Source organism: Arthrobacter agilis (assembly GCF_030816075.1).
Taxonomy (GTDB): Bacteria; Actinomycetota; Actinomycetes; order Actinomycetales; family Micrococcaceae; genus Arthrobacter_D; species Arthrobacter_D agilis_E.
Genome location: NZ_JAUSXO010000001.1, coordinates 1399164 through 1421785, shown reverse-complemented (window position 1 = coordinate 1421785; position 22622 = coordinate 1399164). Strand labels below are relative to the sequence as shown.

Here is a 22622-nt window from a genome sequence, read left to right as displayed (position 1 = left end):
GTTACGTGAACGGCCCTTCGTCAGGAGTGGGCAGCCCGAAGGCGGACAGATCACCGATGATGAGCTTCTGGCGTTGAGCGTCAAGCCTGGGCGAGTGGGAGGCAGACCCGGAACACCGTCCTGCCGGGAACGGATTCGAGGTCGATCGTCCCGCCGTGCCGCTCCACAACGATTCTTCGAGCGATATCCAAACCAAGCCCGGTCCCTTTACCGACATCCTTCGTCGTGTAGAACGCCTCGAAAGCCCGTTTCGCGACCGGTGGTGCAAGGCCCGGACCAGTGTCACCTATTTCCACCGTCACGGTGGCTCCGTCGCTGAGGGTGCCTACGCTCAGGGTGCCTACGCCATTCATTGCGTCCACTGCGTTGTCGATGAGATTGGTCCACACCTGGTTCAACTCGCCCGGGTAGGCATCGATGGAGGGGAGGTTGTCGCTGTACTCGCGCACTATCTCCACCCCGCCGCGAAGCTTGTGCCCGAGCATGACAAGCGTGCTTTCGAGGCCTTCAACAACATCGGTGTTCTGGCGGGATCCCCTGTCCATCTGTGAATAGGACTTCACTGCTGCGACGAGCTCGGAGACCCGCCGTGTCGACTCCCTCACTTCGGAGAGCAGCTTTTCCATGGATAGGGCCGCTGTCACCCACTCCAGCGCCGGATCCAGCGCGGGCCCGTTGAATAACGCCTCGACACGGTTGCACCATTCCAGGTCCGCGCCGGCAGCGGCGAGTGTCGGGCCGATGATCCAATCCCGTTCGACGTTCCGCTCGGACAGCCAATCGGTCAGGAGGTCCTCCAGATCTGCAAGCGCGAGAGTGTCCGGAATTGACGCCGTCGCCGTGAAGTCTGCGCGCAGAGCCTCCAGCCCGGCGAACTGGGCAGGAGTGATGCCCGTGCGGGAAAGGCGGCCCACCGACCCGAGCAGCATCTGTGAAGCGTCCTCCAGGGCATCCACCGCGCGGCTTGCCGCCGCGGCCGGGTTGTTGATCTCGTGGGCCAGGCCGGCCGAGAGCGTGCCGAGCGTCGCCAGCGCCTCTCGCTGTCGAATGGTTGATTCGACCCGGCGTACCGTCCCGTACAGGCCCTCGATGAAGTGCACGCCAAAAGGGAACCACTCGGCGTACAGCCTTCGCAGGTCCGTGGCTGGGACCCGGAGTAGCCATCCTTTCTCGCTTCCCCGCCCTGTCGCCAGATAGACACTGCTGTCATCCCAGGCACGGAAGCCGCCGGCCCATCGTCCCGGCACATCCATCGTCCCGACGACGGTGTCTTCACGTCCGATGTGACGAAGCAGCTGAAGGGCGCCGTCGACGAGTACCCACCAGAAGTCCGCTGGTTCGCCCTCGTCCCAGAGGGTGACGCCTGGTTCGATGAGCACCTCGGTACCCGTGTCGACAAGGTCCTCGAGCTGTTGGTCGCTGAGGCCCTTGAAAAGGGCGATCCCCCGGAGTTCACGCGCGTGCATCAGACTGTCCCCAGGTAGCGGTGCACGAGATAGACAGCCATCGCGCCCTCACCCACCGCTGAAGCCACTCGTTTCATCGAGTCGAGCCGGACATCACCCGCGGCAAAGACACCAGGCACGCTCGTCTCCAGTGCGAAAGGTGCGCGTGTCAGTGGCCACGGCATGGGATTACCGGGATTCGCCAGATCGTGCCCGGTGACGATGAAACCGAACTTGTCACGGACAATCTCCTCACCCAGCCAATCGGTTCGAGGCGAAGCACCGATGAAGATGAAGAGCCAGCTGGCCGCCACCTCCTCGGTCAGTCCGGTGTCCCGGTCGGAGAGCTCCAGGGATTCGAGGTGTCCGTCTCCGCGGGCGGCTACGACCTCGCTCCGGTAGCGGACTTCTATCACCGGTGAAGCGAGAATTCGCTGCACGAGGTACTGGGACATCGTGGTCTCGAGCGTGCCTGACCGCACGAGGAGTACCACCCGCTTTGCAAAACGCGAGAAGTTGATCGCGGCCTGGCCGGCCGAGTTGGCGGCTCCGACGATGTAGACATCCTCACCCGCGCACTGGTTGGCCTCGCTGGCGTTGGCGCCGTAGTAGATCCCCCGACCGCTGAAAGTATCGATCCCGTCAGCCTCCAACCTCCGGTAGGAGACACCGGTGGCAATGATGAGTGCCCGTGCCTCCAATTCCCCGGAGCCCAAAAGCACCGCCCGTACCTGCCCGCGCGATTCGAAGCCCACGACGTCGTTCGCGAGGACCACTTCCGCGCCGAAGCGTGACACCTGTGCCATTGCACGCTGCGTCAGATCGGAGCCGCTCAGGCCCTTCGGGAAACCGAGATAGTTCTCAATTGCGGCGCTCTGGCCTGCCTGCCCGCCCGGTGCCTCGCGCTCGACGACGACGGTGCTGAGCCCCTCAGACGCTGCGTAAACGGCCGCGGCCATACCCGCCGGCCCACCTCCTACGATGCAGACATCGTAGAGAGGCCGCTCAGCGACCGTGCGCAGACCCAGGGCGGAAGCCAGATCAAAGGTCGAGGGAGAAGAGAGCGCCGAACCATCGGTCAGGACGACCAACGGCATATCCGCCGTGCTCGCTCCCGCAAGATCCAGCAGACGCACCGCCTCAGCGTCCCTTTCAATGTCATGCCAGCGGTAGGGCACATGATTGCGGGCCAGGAATGTCTTGATCTCGTGGCTACGGTCCGACCAGCGGGCGCCGACAACCCTTACATCGGAGGTGTGATCGGGATTAGCCCGACGCCAGTCATCGAGCAGGTCATCCACCACCGGGTACAACCGCTCAGCGGGCGGATCCCACGGTTTGAGCAGGTAGTGATCAAGCCCGATGTCGTTGATCGCCTTGATCGCGACATCGGTGTCCGCGTAGGCCGTGAGAAGAAGGAGCTTCGCCCCTGGAGCATGTAGCCGCGCGCGCTCCATCAACTCGATCCCCGTCATCTGAGGCATCCTTTGATCCGACGCGATCAGTGCAATTCCCTGGTCCCGCAGTGCCAGCTTCGCCAGGACTTCCATGGCTTCGGCGCCGGAGGTGGCACGGAGAATCCTGAATTCGGACCCATATCTATTACGAAGGTCGCGGGCAACCGCCGCGGACACCTGCGGGTCATCGTCGACCGTCAGAATGTTCGGCTTCGTCAGGACTGGATTTTCATGGTTACAGCCATGCGGCGTCACCCATCTGCTCGGGAGACCTAGCGTGAAGCCTAGCCAGAGCAGGTCGCCGAGTCTACGGGTCCACCGAACGCGTTGGTGAACCTATACCTGTCACAGTCCGGAGGTAATCGGCGGGCTGGGGTCCTGGCTTCACGCACGTCGCTTCCGATCCTTCGGTAGCGGGACACGGTGGAATGCCACAACCAAGCCGTACTCAAAAGATCGCTTCTGCCACGTCGTGTCGAGACGGCAGTTAACGTGCCTGGAGGTGTCCCGGTTAGGGCACCATCACCGGGCATTTTCTCGGGCGGGGCTTACGGGAATCGCACTAATCAAGCGCGAGTAGGTCAGCTGTCGTTTCTCGAAGTCGCCTGCACTACTTCCCAAAGTCGTCTGCACGGGCGCAGAGCGACCCCCTCACTGGACGGCGGCGTGGTTCATGAGCCAGCGGGGTGGTGCGGCGCTTCGGGCTTTCTTTGGGTTATGGCGATTCGTTGGTTGGGTGCGCCAGGAGTGCGGGTGGGATGTACAACCCGCGTCGTTGGGCGCGGACGGCGGCGAGCGTGCGGGAACCGGCGTCAAGCTTGGTGAGGATGTGTTCGATGTGGGTGGCGATGGTGCGTTGGGTGACGGTGAGGTGTTGGGCGGCTTGGGCGTTGTGGTAACCGGCGATGACCAGCCCGAGGATTTCGAGTTCGCGGTTGGTCAGCCCGCCCACGTCGCGGCACGGTGAGAGCACAACGATCGCGGTTAGGTAGTGCGGAGCGTTATCGGGCGCATCCAAACAGGTCACGCGCAGGTAGCCGCTGGGCTCTACAGGCGCGGGAAGCAGGAAGGATGTCTGCGGATTGTCGAGCACTTCGCGGGCAGTGGCCAGTACCGGTGAGCCGTGGCGCAACGCGGCATGATCGGGCAGCCCGGGCAAGGCTTGAACCTCTCGTGACCGAGTGAGGATCACGCCGGCGGTCGCGCCGTGCACCACCTGAGCGGCTGCTGCGGCCGACTGCAGGGGGTCGATGGCCCGGCCCAGTGCCGGCCCGAGGGCGGCGAGCTGGTCTCGTGCAGCGCGCGACGGGATGGTGGGACTGCCGGTGAACAGGCCCAGGAACCCGAGGTGCCGGCCATCTTCGGCGAACAGGCACATACCCAGGCCTTCGCGGAAACCGGCGGGCAGGAGACACTCGGCCCAGGACCGTAGCTCGCTCGCCGGTAACGGGAAGTCCGTGACGCGAAGCGGGGTGTGGGAGCGGGTCATCCCGAGCTGCTCGATCTCCTCGACCAGGACCGGCCCGTCCAGGTAGGCGGCGGTGTTCCGGTCCCACCCGCTACTGACCAGCGATCGGTGTCCACCGCTGTCTTCGTCGCGCAGCGCCAGCCATGCCCCGTCGAACGGCAGCAGCCGGTGCAGCGGCGCGAGCAGCGCCGCAGCGCGTTGGGCCGGGCTGTCGGGTGTCGCCGCGATCTGGGACACCTCGACGGCGATGCGTCCTGCCGCGTCTGCTGATCCGTGCATAGCGCCACCATCTCTGCCGCCGCGCCAGCTGGGCCGTGTCGGTCATTCTACCGATGTGCCGCGGTGCGGGTTGGGAGTTGACTGGCGTTTAGAGGCCGCGGTACCTACCCAAATCGTAGTGCGGGCCCCCGGATGCCGAAGGAGAATTTGGAGAGGAGTAGAAAATGAAAGCACTTGTATATGACGGACCGCGGCAGGTGAGCGTGAGAGAGGTCCCTGACGCGAGGATCGAACGGCCGACGGATGTGTTGGTGCGTATTACGGCCACCAATATTTGCGGCTCCGATTTGCACATGTACGAGGGGCGCACCGACTTCGAGACCGGTCGTACCTTCGGGCACGAGAACCTCGGTGAGGTCATCGAGGTCGGCGGCGGCGTGGACAAGGTTAAAGTGGGCGAGCGGGTGGTGCTTCCCTTCAACATTTCCTGCGGGTTCTGCAAGAACTGCGAGCGAGGTTTCACCAACTACTGCCTCACTACCCAGCCGGATCCGAAAATGGCTGGGGCGGCGTACGGGTTCGCCGACATGGGTCCGTGGCAGGGTGGCCAGGCGGAGTTGTTGCGTGTGCCGTACGGCGACCACAACTGCCTGCGGCTCGGCGAGGACTCGGTGGAGAAGGAGAACGACTACGTGATGGTGGCCGACATCTTCCCCACCGGCTACCACGCCACCGAGTTGGCCGGAGTGATTCCCGGCGACTCTGTGGTGATTTACGGGGCGGGTCCGGTGGGGCTGATGGCGGCGCTGTCCGCGACGATCAAGGGCGCCGCCAAGGTGATGGTCGTCGACCGCCACCCGGACCGGCTGCGGCTCGCTGAGGAGATCGGCGCGATCGCGATCGACGACTCCAAGACGGACCCCGTCGAGTTCGTCCTTGACCAGACGATGGGCCTGGGCGCCGACCGCGGGTGTGAGTGTGTGGGGTATCAGGCGCACGACCCGCAGGGCACGGAGCATCCGAACATGACGCTGAACAATCTGGTGAAGTCGGTGCGGTTCACCGGGGGCATCGGTTCGGTGGGTGTGTTTGTGCCGCAGGATCCGGGCGGCCCGGATGACTTGGCGAAGCAGGGGGAAATCGCCTTCGACTACGGTCTGCACTGGTTCAAGGGCCAGACTCTCGGCAGCGGGCAGTGCCCGGTCAAGAAGTACAACAGACGACTGCGGGACCTGATCGCCGCTGGTAAGGCGACGCCTTCTTGGATCGTGTCCCACAACCTGTCCCTCGAGCAGGCGCCCGACGCCTACCAGAACTTCGATGAGCGCAACGACGGATGGACCAAGGTCGTGCTCAAGCCGGCTTCGTCCACTGCTTGAGCGGCAGGTTCGCGTCGCGGTGCTGACGCGCGGGTAGCGCCTGGATGTACATCCCGTTGCGGCGCCCTGATGGCGCCTGCATCTTCCGGTGGCACGCAGCTGCGGCCGTCCCCCTCGATACAACGGAGAAATCATGGCGAACGAACTGAACGGCAAGCGGGTTGCGATCTTGGCCGCAGACGGCGTGGAACGCGTGGAACTGGAACAACCCCGGCAGGCGCTCGACCGGGCCGGCGCGGTCACCGAACTGCTCTCGCTGCACGACGGTCAGATCCAGGCACGCAACAACGACCTCGACGCGGCCGGCACGTTCGACGTCGACGCACTGGTCCGTTCGGCGGCGGTCGAAGACTACGACGCACTGCTGCTGCCGGGCGGAACAGTCAACCCCGACAAGCTGCGGGTCGACCAGGCAGCGGTCGACTTCGTGCGGGACTTCATGGCTTCCGGCAAACCAGTCGCCTCGATTTGTCACGGTCCGTGGACACTCCTAGAGGCGGGCGTCGTGGCGGGCCGGACCCTCACGTCGTTCCCCAGCATCCGCACCGATCTACGCAACGCCGGCGCCACCGTGGTCGATGAAGAGGTCGCCATCGACGGCAATCTCATCACCAGCAGGTCCCCTGATGACCTGCCCGCGTTCTGCGACGCGATCGTCAGGGCATTGGCCCGTGTCGGAGCCGCCGCGAAGGATGCCCGGTGACTCGCCGCACCAGCGTGGTACCGGCGTTGGCGGTCGGGACCGGCGCACTCGTGCTCATCCGAGAGCTTCAACGTCGGCAGGCCGGAAAGGAACGCGAGGCGGCTGAACCGCGCTCACGGTGGCGGGCGGTCACCATCAACCGCAGCACCTCGGACATCATGCCCGAGGGCCGCCTCCCCGCACCGCTGGCCGAGCTCGGGAACCTGGTCGAGGTAGAGGTGCGGCCTGCACCGGGCGGCAAAGGCAGCGAGCTGCGTGCCCGGTTCCGCAACCCGGAGCCGACCGGGGCCGCATCCGTGGCCGCCAAGCTCTCCGGTGACGACCCACGCCAGCGGGTCCGCGCGGCTCTGCGCGAAGCCAAGCAACTGATCGAGGTAGGCGAGGTTCTGCGCGTGGACCCGGCCTCGCACGGGCACCGCCCGCCGACCCCGACGGGCAAACTCGTCGACTTAGCCACCGATCGTGCGCCCGGGGAGGGAGTGCTGTGAAAGCTTTGTGCTGGACTGGAATCAACAAGACCGCCGTCGAGACGGTGGACGATCCGACCATCCTCAACGACCGCGACATTATCGTCAAAGTGCGGTTGACCACGACCTGCGGCTCGGACCTGCACCTGCTTGGCGGCTACATTCCGGCGATGCGCGCCGGGGATGTGCTCGGTCACGAGTTCATGGGCGAGGTTGTCGAAGTCGGCAAGGCCGTCCGCAACCACACGATTGGGGACCGGGTCACGGTCTGCTCGTTCATCGCGTGCGGACAGTGCTGGTACTGCTCACAGGAGCTGTTCTCACTGTGCGACAACGGCAACCCCAACCCGGCGTTGACCGAGGGGATGTGGGGCAGCGCGATCGGCGGGTGCTTCGCCTACAGTCACATGCTGGGCGGGTTTGCTGGCAGCCACGCCGAATACGTACGGGTCCCCTACGCCGACCAAGGTGCGTTCACCGTCCCTAGCGGGGTGTCCGATCTGGCGGCGCTGTTCGCCTCCGACGCCGCCCCTACCGGCTGGACCGGCGCCGACGGCGCCGGCATCACCCCGGGCGACACCGTCGCAGTCTGGGGCGCCGGCGGAGTCGGTCAGATGGCTGCCCGCGGCGCGATGCTAATGGGCGCCGAGCAAGTGATCGTCATCGATAGGCTTCCCGAACGCCTCCAGCAGGTACGCCAGCACATCGGCGCCGACACCCTGGACTACACCGAGGACAGCGTCGTCGCCGAGCTGAAAGAGCGCACTGGCGGCCGCGGCCCGGACGTCGTCATCGAAGCGGTCGGCATGGAAGCGCATGGCACCGGACCCCAGTACCTGTACGACCAGGTGAAGCAGCAGTTACGGCTGCAGTCCGATCGGCCCACCGCGCTACGCGAAGCAATCTACGCCTGCCGCAAAGGCGGGAGCTTGTTCGTCCTCGGTGTTTTCGGCGGGTTTGTCGACAAGTTCCCGTTAGGCGCGGTCATGAACAAGGCCATGACCGTGCGCGGGGCGCAACAGCACGGCCACCGCTACATCCCGCAGATTCTGCAGCACATCGCCGATGGCGAACTCAGCACCGAACACCTCGCCACCCACGTGATGCCGTTGGACCAGGGTCCGCACGGCTACGAGATGTTCAAGAACAAGCAGGACGGCTGCGTCCGCGCCGTTTTCCAGCCCAACGGGGCAGTCAGCTCCGCGACATGATTTTCCAGTGCAGGAACCAGCAATTCCCCGGAGGTGGTACTGATGCGAGCGATGGTGTATCGCGGACCCTATAAGGTCCGGGTCGAGGAGAAGGACATCCCGAGGATCGAGCATCCTAACGATGCGATCGTCCGGGTGACGAGGGCGGCGATCTGCGGATCCGACCTGCACCTCTACCACGGCATGATGCCGGACACGCGGGTGGGCATGACGTTCGGTCACGAGTTCGTGGGGGTGGTCCACGACGTGGGTTCGTCCGTGCAGAACCTCGCCCCGGGTGACCGTGTGATGGTGCCGTTCAACGTCTACTGCGGGTCCTGCTACTTCTGCTCCCGCGGCCTGTACTCGAACTGCCACAACGTGAATCCGAACGCGACGGCAGTGGGCGGCATCTACGGCTATTCCCATACCACGGGCGGGTACGACGGGGGCCAGGCTGAGTTCGTGCGCGTCCCGTTCGCCGACGTCGGTCCTTCGAAGATTCCCGACTGGATGGACGAAGAGGACGCAGTCCTTCTCACCGATGCGCTGCCGACAGGCTACTTCGGCGCCCAACTGGGCGACATCGTGGAAGGCGACACCGTGGTGGTGTTCGGCGCCGGGCCGGTCGGCCTGTTCGCCGCCAAGTCCGCCTGGCTGATGGGGGCCGGACGGGTGATCGTCATCGACCATCTGGAGTACCGCCTTGAGAAGGCCCGCAGCTTCGCCCACGCGGAAACGTACAACTTCGCCGAGTACGGCGACATCGTGGTGGAGATGAAGAAAGCAACGGACTACCTGGGCGCCGACGTCGTCATTGACGCCGTCGGCGCCGAGGCCGACGGCAACTTCCTTCAGCACGTCACCTCCGCGAAACTGAAATTGCAGGGCGGCTCGCCCGTGGCCCTGAACTGGGCCATCGACACCGTCCGCAAAGGCGGCACGGTATCCGTAGTAGGCGCGTACGGGCCCATATTCAGCGCCGTGAAATTCGGCGATGCCATGAATAAGGGGCTGACACTTCGAATGAACCAGTGCCCGGTCAAGAGGCAATGGCCGCGATTGTTCGAACACATCAGGAACGGGTACCTGAAGCCCAGCGATATTGTGACGCACCGCATCCCGCTGGAACACATCGCGGAGGGATACCACATCTTCTCCGCGAAGCTCGATGACTGCATCAAGCCCCTCATCGTTTCCGCCGCAGACTGAAAGGAAGAGCACCATGGCCGCAATACCGACGCCTTACACCGCCGACAAGCCCGCGCTCAAAGAGCCGATAGAGGGCTTGCGGGCGCGAATCCCGGGATGGGGGGTGGACGTCGACCCGGCCGACAGGCCCTCCTACCCCCGCGAGCAGCCCGGCATCGACACCGGTGCGCGCTGGGACTTCCCCGAGCGCCAACCCGAGAAGTGGCCGCGCGAGCGGTCCGTCGAGCACGCTTTCCTGACACCCGTCTTCGGAACGTCCACCCCTCCCAGGGGCGCGTCGGGGGCTATCCGGAAGTACGCCTACAAATACAGCGAGGGCCGGGCCGCACACTGGCTGCTGCTCATCGCGGGCGACCGGGTGGACGCATGGGAAAACCACCTGCGCTCGTTCGCCACCCTGCGCCCGGACAATCCCGTGACAGAAACCGGGGTCCTCAGCGAGTTCTCCCACCATGGAATCGGCTCCCGCTTCGGGAAAAAGCGGACCGACCTGAGCCATCAGTGGATGGACCCCCTGATCGTCGGCGCCCCATGGGCACTGGCGGGCGGCGCACTCCTAGTCGGCGCGCTCAAGACCCTGCGAAAGCACAAAGCAACCTGACACCTGTTCCCGCGGGGCAGGCCAGGTGGCCAATGGCACATACGGGAGCGATTGAAATCCGCTCACACCCGCGCGGCGGACGATCGGACCCCTTCGCGGTCAATCAAGGCTGGAGGGAACCCCTTGAGATGGCGCACATGAATCGCAAGGCCCTGATCTCGGCCGTCATCGGCCTCCTTGTCGCACTCATTCCGGTGTTACTCGGTGCTCCCGAACTCGCGCCCTTGATCGGATGGGCTGTTGCCGGCGGCGTCTTCCTGGCCTGGGCCTGGGCCAAGGCCTGGCCCGCGGGTCCGGATGACACGCGTAAACTCGCCCTCCAGGAAGGTCGGGCCCGCCGGCTCCTGGACTCCCTCATCATCAGTGCGACCTTCGTCAGTCTCGTCGCCGTCGTCTTCGCATTGCTCCGCAGCCAGCAGAAGGACCCCATCGGCGTGGCCGCTGCGATCCTGGCCGCCCTCGGCGTCGTGATCGCCTGGGCTCTGATTAACACCGTCTACGCGTTCAAATACGCCCGCATGTACTACCACGACAACCACCATCACTTCAGTTTCGACCAGAACGAGGACCCCTCCTACAGCGACTTCGCCTTCACCGCATTCTCGATCGGCATGGCCTACAGCGCGAGCAATGTGACCGAGTCATCCACACCATCGCGCAGGATTGGTTTGGGGCACGCCCTGCTGTCCTACTTCTTCGGCACCTTCGTGGTCGCAGTGGCGATCAACCTCGTCACCAGCCTCGGCCAATCCAGTTGACCGCGACGTGGCGTGGCTGCCCGCACTGTGCAGACCCTTGGGCGGCTGATTCCGAGCCGCATCTGCTAGAAAGTGACCAGCCATAGGCGAGGGTGCGGTGGAAGCGCTCGATCTTCCCTTGGCCCGCAGGCGATTGGAAGCGGGTTTTGTGGGCCTGGATACCGGGCTCAGCGCAAGTGTCGCGCCAAAAGTGCGGCTTGTACGCGGGGCCGAAATCTGTTCCCCAGGAAATGGTGCATGCCGCGGCGATGCTCGGACAGGCGCCAGTGGATCGCATCATGGCCACGCCCGTGCAGCAGCCCGACCATGAGACCGACTCCTCTACGACGAACACGAAGCCCTGACACGGCCAGCCAATCACCCGCCTGATGCGTAAAAGCCTTACGCGTATAGGTACAGTCGGCATACCCCAGGATCATCAGACGGTCGTACACGAGCTTCAAAGAGGAAGTGAGAGATTGTGTGCAGCAATAAGCCAGGCACTCCTATAGAACCTCGGGCCCCGTTCACGATGGAACTGCGAAACGGGATCCTGTCCGTCGATTGGGCCAAGGGCACGAGCGTTACTGAGGCAAATGCAGTCGCCTTCATCGAGCATGCTGAGGCGATCTGCAGGAGTACCCGTCCGCCAATGCTCGTCGAACTCAACGACATGGTGACCCTGAGCAGGAAAGCCCTGAACCACTTCGCGAAGGAACTGAACATCGCGGCGCTGGCCCTGGTGGGTCCGTCCCCCGTCGACAAGACAATCGCAGATCACTTCACCGGGGTCCATTACCCGCCCTACCCAAGCCACTACTTCCCCCACCGGAACGAAGCCCTGAACTGGCTGACCGGATACCCCACGCCATCTGAAGTCGGCCTACGCCCGCCCGGGCTCAGTTGCGGGTATCCGGTCATAGGGTGAGGCCGATCGTTATCGAGGCTGTCACATTCCAACCGTAGCAACGCGAATCGCCTTCGGAGGTGGCACGTAGGCGCATCCCCGGCACAGAACGATGTTCAAATCGGTCGTCGCGCTGGGGAGCCGTGAGCGCGGATTGGCGTCGCTGACTATGTCAATGCGAGTGCGGACCACTAGGACGGCCTGATTCAGGACCACCCTGCGTAGAGGGCAGCACATAAACCCTGTTCGTGTTCGCCTGAACCGAGATTGGCGGTCCCCCTTCAGCACCTCCGCGAAGGATGGTCTTTAGGGGATCCTCTTACGGAGTAGTTTCGCTAGGTAGCGAGTGGGCCTTTTTTGCCACTTGATGTGCCGTCGGTGAGCCGATCGTGAGCGTGCCTGCTCACGGTCATCCAAGCTCACGGAGTAAGGGTCTGGCTGCTCGAGGGGCGTCTGCATTACCGTCATCACTACTTCGACGATGGGGTCGGTGATGGATGAGGTACAAGGATCTGTGGATGAGCGCGGTCTTCTGACCGCGAGCGATGAAGCGTGGAGCCAGGCGGTCCGGGCGGCTGCTGTCATCGGCCCGCTTGCAGCTCTTCCCCGTGTTGGTCGTAGCCAGGTAGATGACGCGGCTGCAGCGTTGGGTGTGTCGTATCGGCAGGTGTATGTGCTCCTGAACCGGTGGCGTGAGGGTGGAGGCCTTGTCTCGGGTCTACTGCCCGCACGATCGAGCGGCGGCCGCGGCCGTACTCGCCTACCCGACGCTGTCGAAGCGATTGTCATCGCCGCAATCCGGAAGGGGTTCCTGACCCGGCAGAAGCGATCGGTCGCGGCCGTCCACAGGGACATCATTGCGGTGTGCCGTGCTCAGGGGTTGCCGTTGCCGTCGCGTACGACGGTCGAACGCAGGATCGCGCAGTTGGATCCGGTTGAACGGGTCACGCGGAGGCAGGGCCCTGATGCGGGGCGGTCGCGCCTATCGGCTGCGGGCCGGGTTCCGCCGGTACAGCGTCCATTGGATCAGGTGCAGATCGATCACACCGTCGTGGATCTCATCGTGGTCGATGAGCGTCACCGTCTTCCAATCGGTCGCCCCTATGTGACTGTCGCGATTGACGTGTTCAGTCGCTGCCTCGTGGGTCTGGTGGTGACCCTCGAGGCGCCGTCCGCCCTGTCGGTCGGATTGTGTCTGGCGCACATGGTGACGGACAAGCGGGCGTGGCTGGAGCGGGTCGGTGCGTCGGTGGTGTGGCCGATGACCGGTAAACCTGTCGAGCTGTACCTGGACAACGCGACCGAGTTCCACAGCGAGGCGTTGAAGCGGGGGTGCGAGCAGCATGGGGTGAAGCTCCGATACCGCCCGCCGGGCCAACCGCACTACGGCGGCATTGTTGAGCGAGTGATCGGCACCATGATGCAGTCCGTTCACGACCTCCCGGGGACTACCTTCTCGAATCCGCGTGAGCGTGGTTCCTATGACTCCGAGAAGAGGGCGACGCTGACACTGCAGGAACTCGAGCGGTGGTTCGCCCTGGCCGTGGGGGCCTATCACGGGCAGGTCCACCGGGGGCTCGGGCAAACGCCGTCGGGCAGATGGAAGGCGGGTGTCGGAGTCAGTGGGGAGCCGGTGACGGTGACGTATGCGGCTGCGTTCCTGATCGATTTCCTTCCGGTGATCCGGCGCACGGTGACGCGCGCGGGGTTCACGATCGACCACATCCAGTATTTCTCTGACGTGCTGAAGCCCTGGATCGCGACGAGGGAGAAGCTGGGTCGGTTCGTGATCCGGCGGGACCCCCGGGACATCAGCCGCATTTGGGTACTGGACCCGGACGGCGGTACCTATGTCATGGTGCCGTACCGGCGGATGTCCCGTCCTCCGGTGTCCGTGTGGGAGCAGCGGGCCGCGATCACTCAGATGCGCGCTGCCGGTCGCCAGGAAGTCGACGAGGAATCCTTGTTCCGCACCATCGGGCAGATGCGAGAGGTCATCAATGCGGCTGCCGCGTCGACGAAACGGGCGCGCCGCACTGTTCAACGACGGACAGATATTCCGGTCGCGCAGCGCACGGACTCGAGTCCGCCGACTGTGTCGAGTGACCAGGGCGGGGTCGTGACCCCGTATGCGGAGATCGAGGAGTGGTGAGATGGACGATGACCTGGTCGACCTGTCTCATCTGACACCGGCAGCGCAGCGGCTCGCGGTGCTCCCTGTCGCGGAGAGAGTCGCACATGTGCGGGCGGATCGGTGGATCGGCTACACCCGGGCTACCACTGCGCTGGCCCGATTGGAGGCGTTGTTCGAGTGGCCGTCGAAGCAACGGATGCCAAACCTGCTGCTGCTTGGTCCGACGAACAACGGCAAGTCGATGATCATCGAGAAGTTCCGGCGCACTCACCCGCAGGTTTCGCTTCCGGAGCGGGAGCAGATCCCGGTCCTGGTCATACAGATGCCCTCGGATCCGACGGTGATCCGCTTCTATGTCGCGCTTCTCGCTGCGATGGGAGCACCGCTACGACCGAGGCAACGCCTGGCGGAGCTGGAGCAGGTCGCACTCGAGCTGCTGCGCGCGGTCGGGGTGCGGGTCCTGGTCATTGATGAGCTGCACAATGTCCTCTCCGGGACCGTGCCCGTTCGCCGGGAGTTCCTGAACCTGCTGAGGTTCCTCGGCAATGAGTTACGAATCCCCCTCGTCGGCGTCGGCACCCGGGATGCGTACCTCGCCATCCGCTCGGACGATCAGCTCGAGAACCGGTTCGAACCGCTCACCCTGCCCCGATGGGACGTCGACACCGACACCAGGTCCCTCCTGGCCAGCTTCGCCGCGTCCTTCCCGCTGCGCCGGCCCTCGGACATCGCCGGAGTGGAGATGGCGACCTACCTTCTCACCCGAAGTGAAGGCACGATCGGTGAACTGAGCCGATTGCTCACCGACGCCGCCATCGCGGCACTGGACTCCGGAGAGGAATGCATCAACCGCACCACCTTGCTGCTCGCCCCGTACAGCGGGCCAACCGAACGGCGACGTTTGTTCGAACGCGAACTCGCATGACTGCCCCACTGCGGTGGCCGCTGCACCCGCCGCCGTCCGACGGCGAAGCACTCTCATCATGGTTGACCCGCATCGCTGCCGCCCACCACATCGGGCTCGAGGAGCTACTCGCCAACAACCTCGGCAACTACACCCTCGACATCTTCGACAGCACCGACATCGACATCGACCCGCCCGTCCCGCTACTCATCGCGTTGCAGGAACGCACAGGCTTTCACCGCGGCGAGCTACACCGGATGACAGTTGCCGGGCATATGCCATGGCTGCTGGACACCCTCGAACCGTCCGATGACCCCGATGCATTCACGACTTACACGCGTCAGCACCAGGTACTCATCGCTTGCCCGGATCGGCCCTCACCACCAACCCACAGGTGGCGAGCCTGGCTTCCTCGCGCACCTCTTTATCGGGCATGCCGGGCCTGCGCCACAGAACCGCATCCCGTTCCCGGTCTGACGCTTTTGCATTACCTACCGATCACACTCACGTGCCGGCGGCACGGCTGCTATCTCGACGTCATTCATCGCAGCGTCGACACCCGCATCCTCTGGGTTGATGACGAGGCGGAACCGCGGCCCGCGCCACCGGCCGTTCAACTAATGGATCAGCGCACACATGACGCGCTGACAGACGGCATCGTCCAACTACCGCGCCGACCGGTCCACGCCGGCATCTGGTTCCGGCTCCTGCGCACGATCATCGACGAGCTCAGCACGCCCATCATCCACTCGCGCCGCCACAGCCATACCCTGAGCCGAATCTGGGCGAGCATCGACCAACCGCCGCGCGGCGGCCAACTCCCCTGGCGTCCCTTTGAAAGCCTCGCCTGGCCAGCACAGCAACTGCACCTCGAAGCGGCCGCAGCCACCATAGCGATGCTCGAAGACGGAAGCATCGAATCCGCCGGCGTCCACGGCGCACTCTTCCGCACGGAACCTCATTGCCCGATCAACGACGGCAGAACACCGACACCTGAAACACGGTCAGCGAGCACAACGACCCAACCAATCGACCGTTGGAAGGCCACAGCCGACAACCTCAACGAAGTCATCGCGTTGGCCCGTAGCGACCCCGCCGAAGCGGAGAAGCTCTACCAGTTCCTATCCCTCCGCCCCAACAGGGAGCATGAAACACGCCAACTGCTCACCGACCTCAGAATCACCGACTACCCCTCGTCACATAACCCCGATCGAGACCGTTCATGCACCGTAGAATAAGTGAAGACTTACGTGACAATCAGCGGTCCATCTTCAGTAGAAGCACCGCTTGTCCCGTAACCGGTCGTATATGAGACAGGAGTTCCAGGATGCTCGTCGGCTACATGCGCGTATCGAAGTCCGACGGATCGCAGACCACCGACCCACAACGGGACGCCCTACTCGAAGCCGGCGTCGGTGAGGCCCAGTTGTATGAGGACCTCGCCTCAGGTAAGAAGGACGACCGCCCCGGGCTGACCTCCTGCCTGAAAGCACTTCGGGACGGGGACACGTTGATTGTGTGGAAGCTCGACCGACTCGGCCGGAACCTGCACCACCTGGTCAACACGGTCCATGACCTCACCGCCCGCGGTGTCGGACTGAAAGTCCTCACCGGCCAGGGCGCCGCGATCGACACCACCACCGCAGCGGGCAAACTCGTGTTCGGGATCTTCGCCGCCCTCGCGGAGTTCGAGCGGGAACTCATCTCCGAGCGGACCGTCGCCGGTCTTGCCTCCGCTCGAGCGCGCGGCCGGGTCGGTGGTCGACCCTTCACGATGACGCCAGGGAAGGTGCGCTTCGCCATGGCTTCGATGGGCAAACCCGATACGAACATCGGTGAACTCTGCAAAGAACTCGGCATCTCCCGCCAAACGCTCTACCGACACGTCTCCCCCACCGGCGAGATTCGCCCCGACGGCGAACGCGTGCTCAAGAAGAAGTGACCCTCTGTGCGCTGCAGTGTCCATCAACCTGTGGATCGCCGGCTGGTGCAGACGAGTGCGAGAACCCGGATGCCCATACTCGCCTGCACAACCCCCGGGACGGCGCGGCACGCTGTGCAGACGACCGCGAGAAACGACAATTTTGGGGCGCCGAGGTGGGCTGCTAGTGGTGTCCCAGTGAGGGACCGTCTATCGGGGCGTTCTGGGAGCCCTTCCGTAGGACACCACTTACGCGATGGACGGGTACAAACCACGAGAGGTCTCGACGCTCCCTCCGTGGCACCGTTGGGCCACGTCCGACTCGGGCGCTTTCTATCGAAACGGGTGTTGACGCCCTAGGCTGAAGCAATGGTGGATTGGGAATCGTCCGGTCGACGGAGTGATCAAAAACTGTGGCGCGCGATGTTGTGGATGCACGTCTCGTTTCTCGTACTCGCTGTCCTTGGCGTGTTTCTCGCTGCCTATGGAGCCGACGCCAACGCAAGCGTGTGGACCTTCGTTCCCAGCGTCGCGTTGTTGGTGCTAGTGATAATCATGCTGCCCTACACCTACAAACAGTGGCGGCAACGTCGAGCAAGATAGAAGGCTCAATCGCCCCAAAATCTTCTACACGTCGATTGACAGTGTTCCGCATGAGCATCCTTTGCCAGACAACTACTCGGGAAGATCTTCGGAAGACTTCGTCTGTGTGGGATTGACCGTCAGGGGGGTTGCCGAGGTACTCGATATGGTCGATCCATGACTGCCGTTGCCTTGACTCTGCAAATGTCTCGTTTCACCCTGCGGCCGTTGACTCTTGAGGACGAACGATCGGTGATGACTTACCGGGGCGATCCACGGTTGAGCCAGTTCCTTTCGCGCCCGCCAATGACTTTGGGGGAATATCCTGCATGGCTCGCTGAACGGGCACCAGGATTCGGTCTGCAGGGCCCGGGCGACCGGTGCTACTTCGGGGTTGAATCGAAGGTATCCGGTCAACTGATGGGTGATGTACTGCTGCGACTCGCGGCGGACGATGTTCAGCAGGGCGAGATCGGGATGATCCTGCATGCAGATGCGAAGGGACAGGGTTACGCCGTCGAGATCGGTCAAGCAGTGCTGTCGCTCGCCTTCGATCAGATGGGCTTGCACCGGATCGCCGGGAGGGCGGACGAGCTGAACGTCCCATCCCGCCGGGGTATGGAGCGGCTCGGCATGCGCCTGGAGGGACACTTCCTCAAGGACACGATGCGCGACGGACAGTGGGTGAATACGGTCTCGTACGCGCTCCTGCGGGAAGAGTGGCAATCCCAGCGCCGTGCGTGAACCGGCTCGGCTACGCTTCCGTAATCGATGGCGCTGCGGGGTGTGATTGAGCCCAGGCGTGCGCGAGTAGTCCTTGTGCCTCGGTGAGGCTGAGGCCTTCGTTGATTGCGTGGTGTGCCAGGTTCTCAGCTGCTTGGATGAGTGGTTTCGTCGTGGCATGGCCGGGATTGACCCGTGTTCCTGCTGCGCGGGCTGTGCGGATGAGCCCTGCGCTCTCGAGCTCCTTGTAGGCCTTCGCGACCGATCCGGCGGATACCCGGAGGTCGGCGGCGAGCTGCCGCACCGACGGCAGGCGCGCGTCAGCGGACAGTTGACCGGCGCGGATCAATGCAGCCAGTTGGGAGCGGATCTGTTCGACGGGTGAGATCGCCGAGGTGGTGTCGACGCTGATCATCGCACTGGTTCAGGGGTTAGCCGGTCTTCTTGGCGGCCCATTGACCACAGGCAGGTTATGACGCTGATGGCTTTGATAAGCAACACGATGGCGACGACGACGATGACCAGCGAGGACAGGTTCAGGGCCAGCGCCAACGTGTGCCCTGGCTCCACGGGAACGGTTCCGGCGGCCGCGGTGAGATCCGATGTGGGTATCGAGTCGCGGTGAGCTATGCGCAGGACGTTGCCGGTGATGGCCGCGAGCCCTGCTACCTGGAACGCGAGGGCTGCGCTCGAGGCAGCCATGACGAAGGTGGTTTGCAGTGATCGAAGAGTTGTGTCCGTGTCGAATAGGTCCGGTGATGCCGGCCGTGCTGCTCGGGTGATGCGCCGCAGTGACCAGTACACAACGCCGATGAGCAGGATGGTGCCGATCATGACCGGGATCCCGTAGTACCAGCCGGGGAAGGGGCCGGTGGACGAGAGGTTGTACTGCACGTCCACGACCTGCCCGTTCTCCACGCCCCACCCCGACAGGCTCCGTCGCCGAAAGACCCGGTGCAGGCCTTTCTCGTCCGCGGACGAGTAGAGCCCGGTCAGTAGCAGTCCGAGGATGAGCGCGACCGCGGACACCAGAGGCAGGACGAACACCCACTGCCGGGCGAACGCCGCCGGCACCCTCGGCGTCAGTTCGGCGACCGTTCGCCCCCCAGATCCTGGGCTCCAGGCTGGGCGGGGGTAGAGGGTGTAGGTGAGCAGGCCGAAAACAGCCGCCGCACTGCCAGCAAGGGCATAGGGCAGCCCGTACCCTCGGGGCCACCACGACCCAATCAGGCCCAACATTGCCGCGACCGCGCCCCCGATGATCAGTGACACCAGGGCGGCCCGGCCCTCACATCGGAACACGGCAATGACCTGCTCCTGACTGCTGTCAGAGGATGGTCCCACCCGTGGCGGCATCCTTCGAATGCTTCCCGTTGATTGCCGGATCAGTCCCCATAAACCGGCGGCCAGGAGAACCGCAACAACAACCGCCACCACTACTGACATCGATCCCATGACATCCCCCACCGTCCTTTGTATCGTTGCGGTAATACAAGCCGATCCGGTTCTCATGTGTCAAGGTCGTAGTACAAAGCTACGGTGTGCGGGATCAGTCGTATCCGTCGCGAAAACTGCGAAAAGAAAAGTGGGGAAACTGTGAACTTTCCGGAGTGAGCGGGCATTACAGGGTGTGAACACAGACGCAGAGATTATTGAGCGGTCGCGCTACGGCCCGGCAGCCTTTGGGGAGCTCTACGACCGGCACGGCCCGGATATCTACCGCTACGCGGCCCGCCGGGCCGGTGACTTTGTAGCTGAGGACGTCATGGCCGAAACCTTCCTCATCGCTTTCGAAGGACGAGCCCGCTTCACAGGGGCGGGCGAGGCGGTGAGGCCGTGGCTGTTCGGCATCGCCACCAATCTCCTCCGCCGCCATCACCGCGCCGAAGCGAGAACGCTCCGGGCGTTGGCCAGAAGCGGTGATCGTGCGGACACCACGGCTGGCCTGCTAGCCGTTGAGCGGCGACTCGACGCTCCCGGCCATCAGGCCGTCATCGCGCAGGCTCTGCGCGGACTTGCCCCCATCGACCGTGAAGCAATCCTGCTCTACGTCTGGGCCGATCTGTCCTATCAGGACATCGCCACCGCCACGGAGGTACCCCTAGGTACCGTCCGTTCCCGCATCAATCGCGCCCGGCGCAAGCTTCGCGTGGACCTGAACCTCACTCTTAGCGACAAGGAAGTTGATCATGGACGACCTGCAACTGCTCCGTGAAACCCGCAACGATATCGGCACCGTCCCCCCGGCCACCCTGGCCCGTGGTCGGGAACGCCTGATGCGCCTGGCTCAGGCCGAAGCAACCGCCCAATCAGCACCCCTAGGGCGAACTGCCTCCTCAACAGTCACGCGCCTCAGAATCCGCCGCGGACTCACCCTGGCATCGGCCGCAGCAGTCTTTGTCGCCGGGGTCATGGTGGCCGCCGACGTTGTCCTGCCCGAACGGCAGCCCCTAAGCGCCGAAGCGGCAGCCGTGCTTGAGGACGCCGCCGCGGCGACTCTGCGGACATCCGATCCTGTCGTACTGCCGGGACAGTACCTGAAGATCGAAACCAAAGCGCTCTACGGGTCGAGCAGTTTCGCCGACGGATCGCAGATGTTCTGGCACCGCATCACAGCGGACCAGCTCTACATTCCAGCGGACGTAGACGACGAGTGGGTCTGGAACAGGGAGGCAGACGTGCCGACCGACGCGGCACCCGACGTTGTGAAGGAGGCCGCACGCCTTCAGCCGATCGTCGATCCGAAAAGCTACGCGGCGTTGGTGGGAGTCTTCCGGGCTCCCGGCGGCGCGTTCGGCGACGGAGAGCAGTACACGATCGTCGGTGCACCGAAGACCGACACGAGCGGATTGCCCCGCGACCCAAAGAAGCTGTTGGACAAAATCTATGACCATACAAGAGGCGCAGGAAAGGACCCCGACCTCGAGGCGTTCGAGACCATCATCGAGTCCCTTCGTACCGGCATCATTCCCGCCGACCTACGTGCCGCCTTCTACGAGGCCGCAGCCCTCATCCCAGGCGTGGAGGTGATGGACCGGCAAGCCACCATCGACGGCCGCACCGGAGTCGCGCTCGGCAAAGCAGATCCAGGACAAGCATTCCGGCAGGACATCATCATCGACCCCGCATCAGGCCTGGTGATCGGCGAACAGACCGTAATTCTCAAAGAATCCACTGGCGCCCCCGCGGGCACCATCGAGTCCTGGACCGCCGTGCACACCTCTGTCGTGAACTCCGCACCATGACATTACGGAGATGTGCTCTGGAGCCTTCAGAATGGCCGAGACACTATGATCGGCCCTGGCCGTGAGCGGCCACGAACGGGGGACGGCAGTGCAGGGAAACAACGAAACGGCATCGGTTGAACACATTGGCGTCATCGATGACGCCGGAACCGCAGTACGTGTTCCGCCGCATCGAAGCGTCGATGGCCGGGCGGCACTCCGGCTGACCAAGATCACCGCCGGCATCGGAGCCGCGGCCTTTAGCTTCGTCATCCTCTACACCGCGGCAACAGCCGACCCCCCGTCCCCGCCCAACCCACTACCCACGGATCAAGCCTCCACGATCGCCCAATGCGACGAGGTTCTCGCCGCACCCGCAATCCGGGGAAATGACCCAACAAAGTGGGCAGAAAACCAGAAGACCTACGAAACCCAGGTCGGCTACTCCCTCGAGCAATGCACCGTCGCGGCTGCCCCAGTGGCCGGGGCCATCATCGAACCGGTCACCGCCTGCGAAGCGATCGGCGGGCGTCCGACCACCTGGCCCGAGGAAGAGTATCCGACCCTGCTCAGGGAACGCCCACCACTACCGGACGGGCAAAGCATCCTGGCCGTCACCAACCTCGAAAAACGCACCACGACCGAGGTCGGCATCACCTTTCCAAGCTCATTGATCGAGCTGTGCGGGCCCGCGACCTGGACCTACCAGCACGCAGGACAAACCCGGACCCAAGCCATCCCAGCGAACGAAGACCTGGGAATGCTGCCCGAGGGCCAGCATTTCGTCTACAGACCCACCCCCGAGGGCGGCCTCGAACTCCTCGGCATCGAAAACCCCAACGGATACCTGCTACCCCTCCCCGACCAAAACCACCAACCTACCCCGCCCGTGAATAACCAGTAATGACAACACCAACAATGCGTTGAAGGCCCAACCCGTCACCATCGTGGGCGCAAGTACGCCACTCACCACTGGAATCACTGTCCCGGTGATCGATCGCTGTACGGGCGATGAGTGGAGGCCCGGCAAGTATCGTCGGACCATGAAATCTCGTTTGATAGATCCTCGTGACGCGAACCTCGAGGATGATGCGCCAACGTACCGCGTGTACTTCTGGGCTGATGATGCCAGCGGGAAAGAGGAGTGGGAGCTGACGGAGACCGATCTTGACGCTGTCCTGCAGTGGATACCGCAGCACAGCAACGGAAGGTCACACAGCCTTTGGGCTGCCACTAGAGAACCTGGCAACGTCACCCTCGTCCGGCTGCGCGGCATTGACCTCGACGCTGCTTCTGACACCTGGCCAGACTGGGCGAATCAAGAGTATCGATAGCCGATCGCTGGGCAG

22 protein-coding genes are annotated in these 22622 nt (G+C 63.9%); 17 read left to right on the top strand and 5 right to left on the bottom strand.

The window, feature by feature from the left end:
- Positions 1-80: 80 nt before the first annotated feature.
- From QFZ50_RS06385 to QFZ50_RS06375, 3 genes are all read right to left on the bottom strand, one after another.
- Positions 81-1466 carry a sensor histidine kinase gene (locus QFZ50_RS06385; protein ID WP_307082909.1) on the bottom strand — a complete coding sequence of 462 codons (1386 nt, stop codon included), beginning with the start codon at positions 1464-1466 and terminating at the stop codon, positions 81-83.
- Complete coding sequence (locus tag QFZ50_RS06380) at positions 1466-3157, bottom strand: FAD-dependent oxidoreductase (protein ID WP_307082908.1); 1692 nt, start codon at positions 3155-3157, stop codon at positions 1466-1468. Before QFZ50_RS06380 ends, QFZ50_RS06385 begins: the two co-directional genes overlap by 1 nt.
- 460 nt (positions 3158-3617) lie before the next feature.
- Complete coding sequence (locus QFZ50_RS06375) at positions 3618-4649, bottom strand: helix-turn-helix transcriptional regulator (protein WP_307082907.1); 1032 nt, start codon at positions 4647-4649, stop codon at positions 3618-3620.
- 164 nt (positions 4650-4813) lie between these two features.
- On the opposite strand from QFZ50_RS06375, the gene QFZ50_RS06370 reads away from it, so the two are divergent.
- The 13 genes from QFZ50_RS06370 (at position 4814) to QFZ50_RS06310 (ending at position 18070) form a co-directional block, all read left to right on the top strand.
- Complete coding sequence (locus tag QFZ50_RS06370; RefSeq protein WP_307082906.1) at positions 4814-5968, top strand: glutathione-independent formaldehyde dehydrogenase; 1155 nt, start codon at positions 4814-4816, stop codon at positions 5966-5968.
- Between the two features lie 133 nt (positions 5969-6101).
- Complete coding sequence (locus QFZ50_RS06365; protein WP_307082905.1) at positions 6102-6671, top strand: type 1 glutamine amidotransferase domain-containing protein; 570 nt, start codon at positions 6102-6104, stop codon at positions 6669-6671.
- The gene (locus tag QFZ50_RS06360; RefSeq protein WP_307082904.1) at positions 6668-7159 is read left to right on the top strand and encodes a hypothetical protein; all 492 of its coding nucleotides are present in this window, start codon (positions 6668-6670) and stop codon (positions 7157-7159) included. The genes QFZ50_RS06365 and QFZ50_RS06360 overlap by 4 nt, the downstream gene beginning before the upstream one ends.
- Positions 7156-8349, top strand: coding sequence for a zinc-dependent alcohol dehydrogenase (locus QFZ50_RS06355; RefSeq protein ID WP_307082903.1), 1194 nt, complete (start codon positions 7156-7158; stop codon positions 8347-8349). Before QFZ50_RS06360 ends, QFZ50_RS06355 begins: the two co-directional genes overlap by 4 nt.
- A 42-nt stretch (positions 8350-8391) precedes the next feature.
- A complete protein-coding gene (locus QFZ50_RS06350) occupies positions 8392-9540 on the top strand; it encodes a zinc-dependent alcohol dehydrogenase (RefSeq protein WP_307082902.1) in 1149 nt (382 codons plus the stop codon).
- A 13-nt stretch (positions 9541-9553) separates the two neighbouring features.
- Entirely contained in the window at positions 9554-10141 is a 588-nt protein-coding gene (locus QFZ50_RS06345; RefSeq protein ID WP_307082901.1) for a hypothetical protein, read from the top strand.
- Between the two features lie 137 nt (positions 10142-10278).
- Positions 10279-10899 (top strand): DUF1345 domain-containing protein, encoded by a 621-nt coding sequence (locus QFZ50_RS06340; protein WP_307082900.1) that lies wholly within the window; start codon positions 10279-10281, stop codon positions 10897-10899.
- A gap of 511 nt (positions 10900-11410) precedes the next feature.
- On the top strand, positions 11411-11806 hold the full coding sequence (locus tag QFZ50_RS06335; protein ID WP_307082899.1) for a DUF7793 family protein: 396 nt from the start codon (positions 11411-11413) through the stop codon (positions 11804-11806).
- Between the two features lie 493 nt (positions 11807-12299).
- Positions 12300-13937 carry a Mu transposase C-terminal domain-containing protein gene (locus QFZ50_RS06330; protein ID WP_444875955.1) on the top strand — a complete coding sequence of 546 codons (1638 nt, stop codon included), beginning with the start codon at positions 12300-12302 and terminating at the stop codon, positions 13935-13937.
- A gap of 1 nt (position 13938) precedes the next feature.
- A complete protein-coding gene (locus QFZ50_RS06325; protein ID WP_307082897.1) occupies positions 13939-14844 on the top strand; it encodes a TniB family NTP-binding protein in 906 nt (301 codons plus the stop codon).
- Positions 14841-16061 carry a TniQ family protein gene (locus QFZ50_RS06320; RefSeq protein WP_307082896.1) on the top strand — a complete coding sequence of 407 codons (1221 nt, stop codon included), beginning with the start codon at positions 14841-14843 and terminating at the stop codon, positions 16059-16061. The genes QFZ50_RS06325 and QFZ50_RS06320 overlap by 4 nt, the downstream gene beginning before the upstream one ends.
- 89 nt (positions 16062-16150) lie before the next feature.
- Positions 16151-16765, top strand: a complete 615-nt coding sequence (locus QFZ50_RS06315) for a recombinase family protein (protein WP_307082895.1) — start codon at positions 16151-16153, stop codon at positions 16763-16765.
- 738 nt (positions 16766-17503) lie between these two features.
- Positions 17504-18070: a GNAT family N-acetyltransferase gene (locus QFZ50_RS06310; protein WP_307082894.1), complete on the top strand. Its 567-nt coding sequence runs from the start codon at positions 17504-17506 to the stop codon at positions 18068-18070.
- A gap of 10 nt (positions 18071-18080) precedes the next feature.
- On the opposite strand, the gene QFZ50_RS06305 is transcribed toward QFZ50_RS06310, so the two are convergent.
- On the bottom strand, positions 18081-18464 hold the full coding sequence (locus QFZ50_RS06305; RefSeq protein ID WP_307082893.1) for a GntR family transcriptional regulator: 384 nt from the start codon (positions 18462-18464) through the stop codon (positions 18081-18083).
- Positions 18461-19516: a hypothetical protein gene (locus QFZ50_RS06300; RefSeq protein WP_307082892.1), complete on the bottom strand. Its 1056-nt coding sequence runs from the start codon at positions 19514-19516 to the stop codon at positions 18461-18463. The genes QFZ50_RS06305 and QFZ50_RS06300 overlap by 4 nt, the downstream gene beginning before the upstream one ends.
- A gap of 163 nt (positions 19517-19679) precedes the next feature.
- On the opposite strand from QFZ50_RS06300, the gene QFZ50_RS06295 reads away from it, so the two are divergent.
- The 4 genes from QFZ50_RS06295 (at position 19680) to QFZ50_RS06280 (ending at position 22607) form a co-directional block, all read left to right on the top strand.
- Positions 19680-20264: an RNA polymerase sigma factor gene (locus tag QFZ50_RS06295; RefSeq protein WP_307082891.1), complete on the top strand. Its 585-nt coding sequence runs from the start codon at positions 19680-19682 to the stop codon at positions 20262-20264.
- Complete coding sequence (locus tag QFZ50_RS06290) at positions 20239-21294, top strand: CU044_5270 family protein (protein ID WP_307082890.1); 1056 nt, start codon at positions 20239-20241, stop codon at positions 21292-21294. The genes QFZ50_RS06295 and QFZ50_RS06290 overlap by 26 nt, the downstream gene beginning before the upstream one ends.
- 61 nt (positions 21295-21355) lie before the next feature.
- Positions 21356-22177: a hypothetical protein gene (locus QFZ50_RS06285; protein WP_307082889.1), complete on the top strand. Its 822-nt coding sequence runs from the start codon at positions 21356-21358 to the stop codon at positions 22175-22177.
- A 139-nt stretch (positions 22178-22316) separates the two neighbouring features.
- The gene (locus QFZ50_RS06280; protein ID WP_307082888.1) at positions 22317-22607 is read left to right on the top strand and encodes a hypothetical protein; all 291 of its coding nucleotides are present in this window, start codon (positions 22317-22319) and stop codon (positions 22605-22607) included.
- Positions 22608-22622 lie beyond the last annotated feature (15 nt).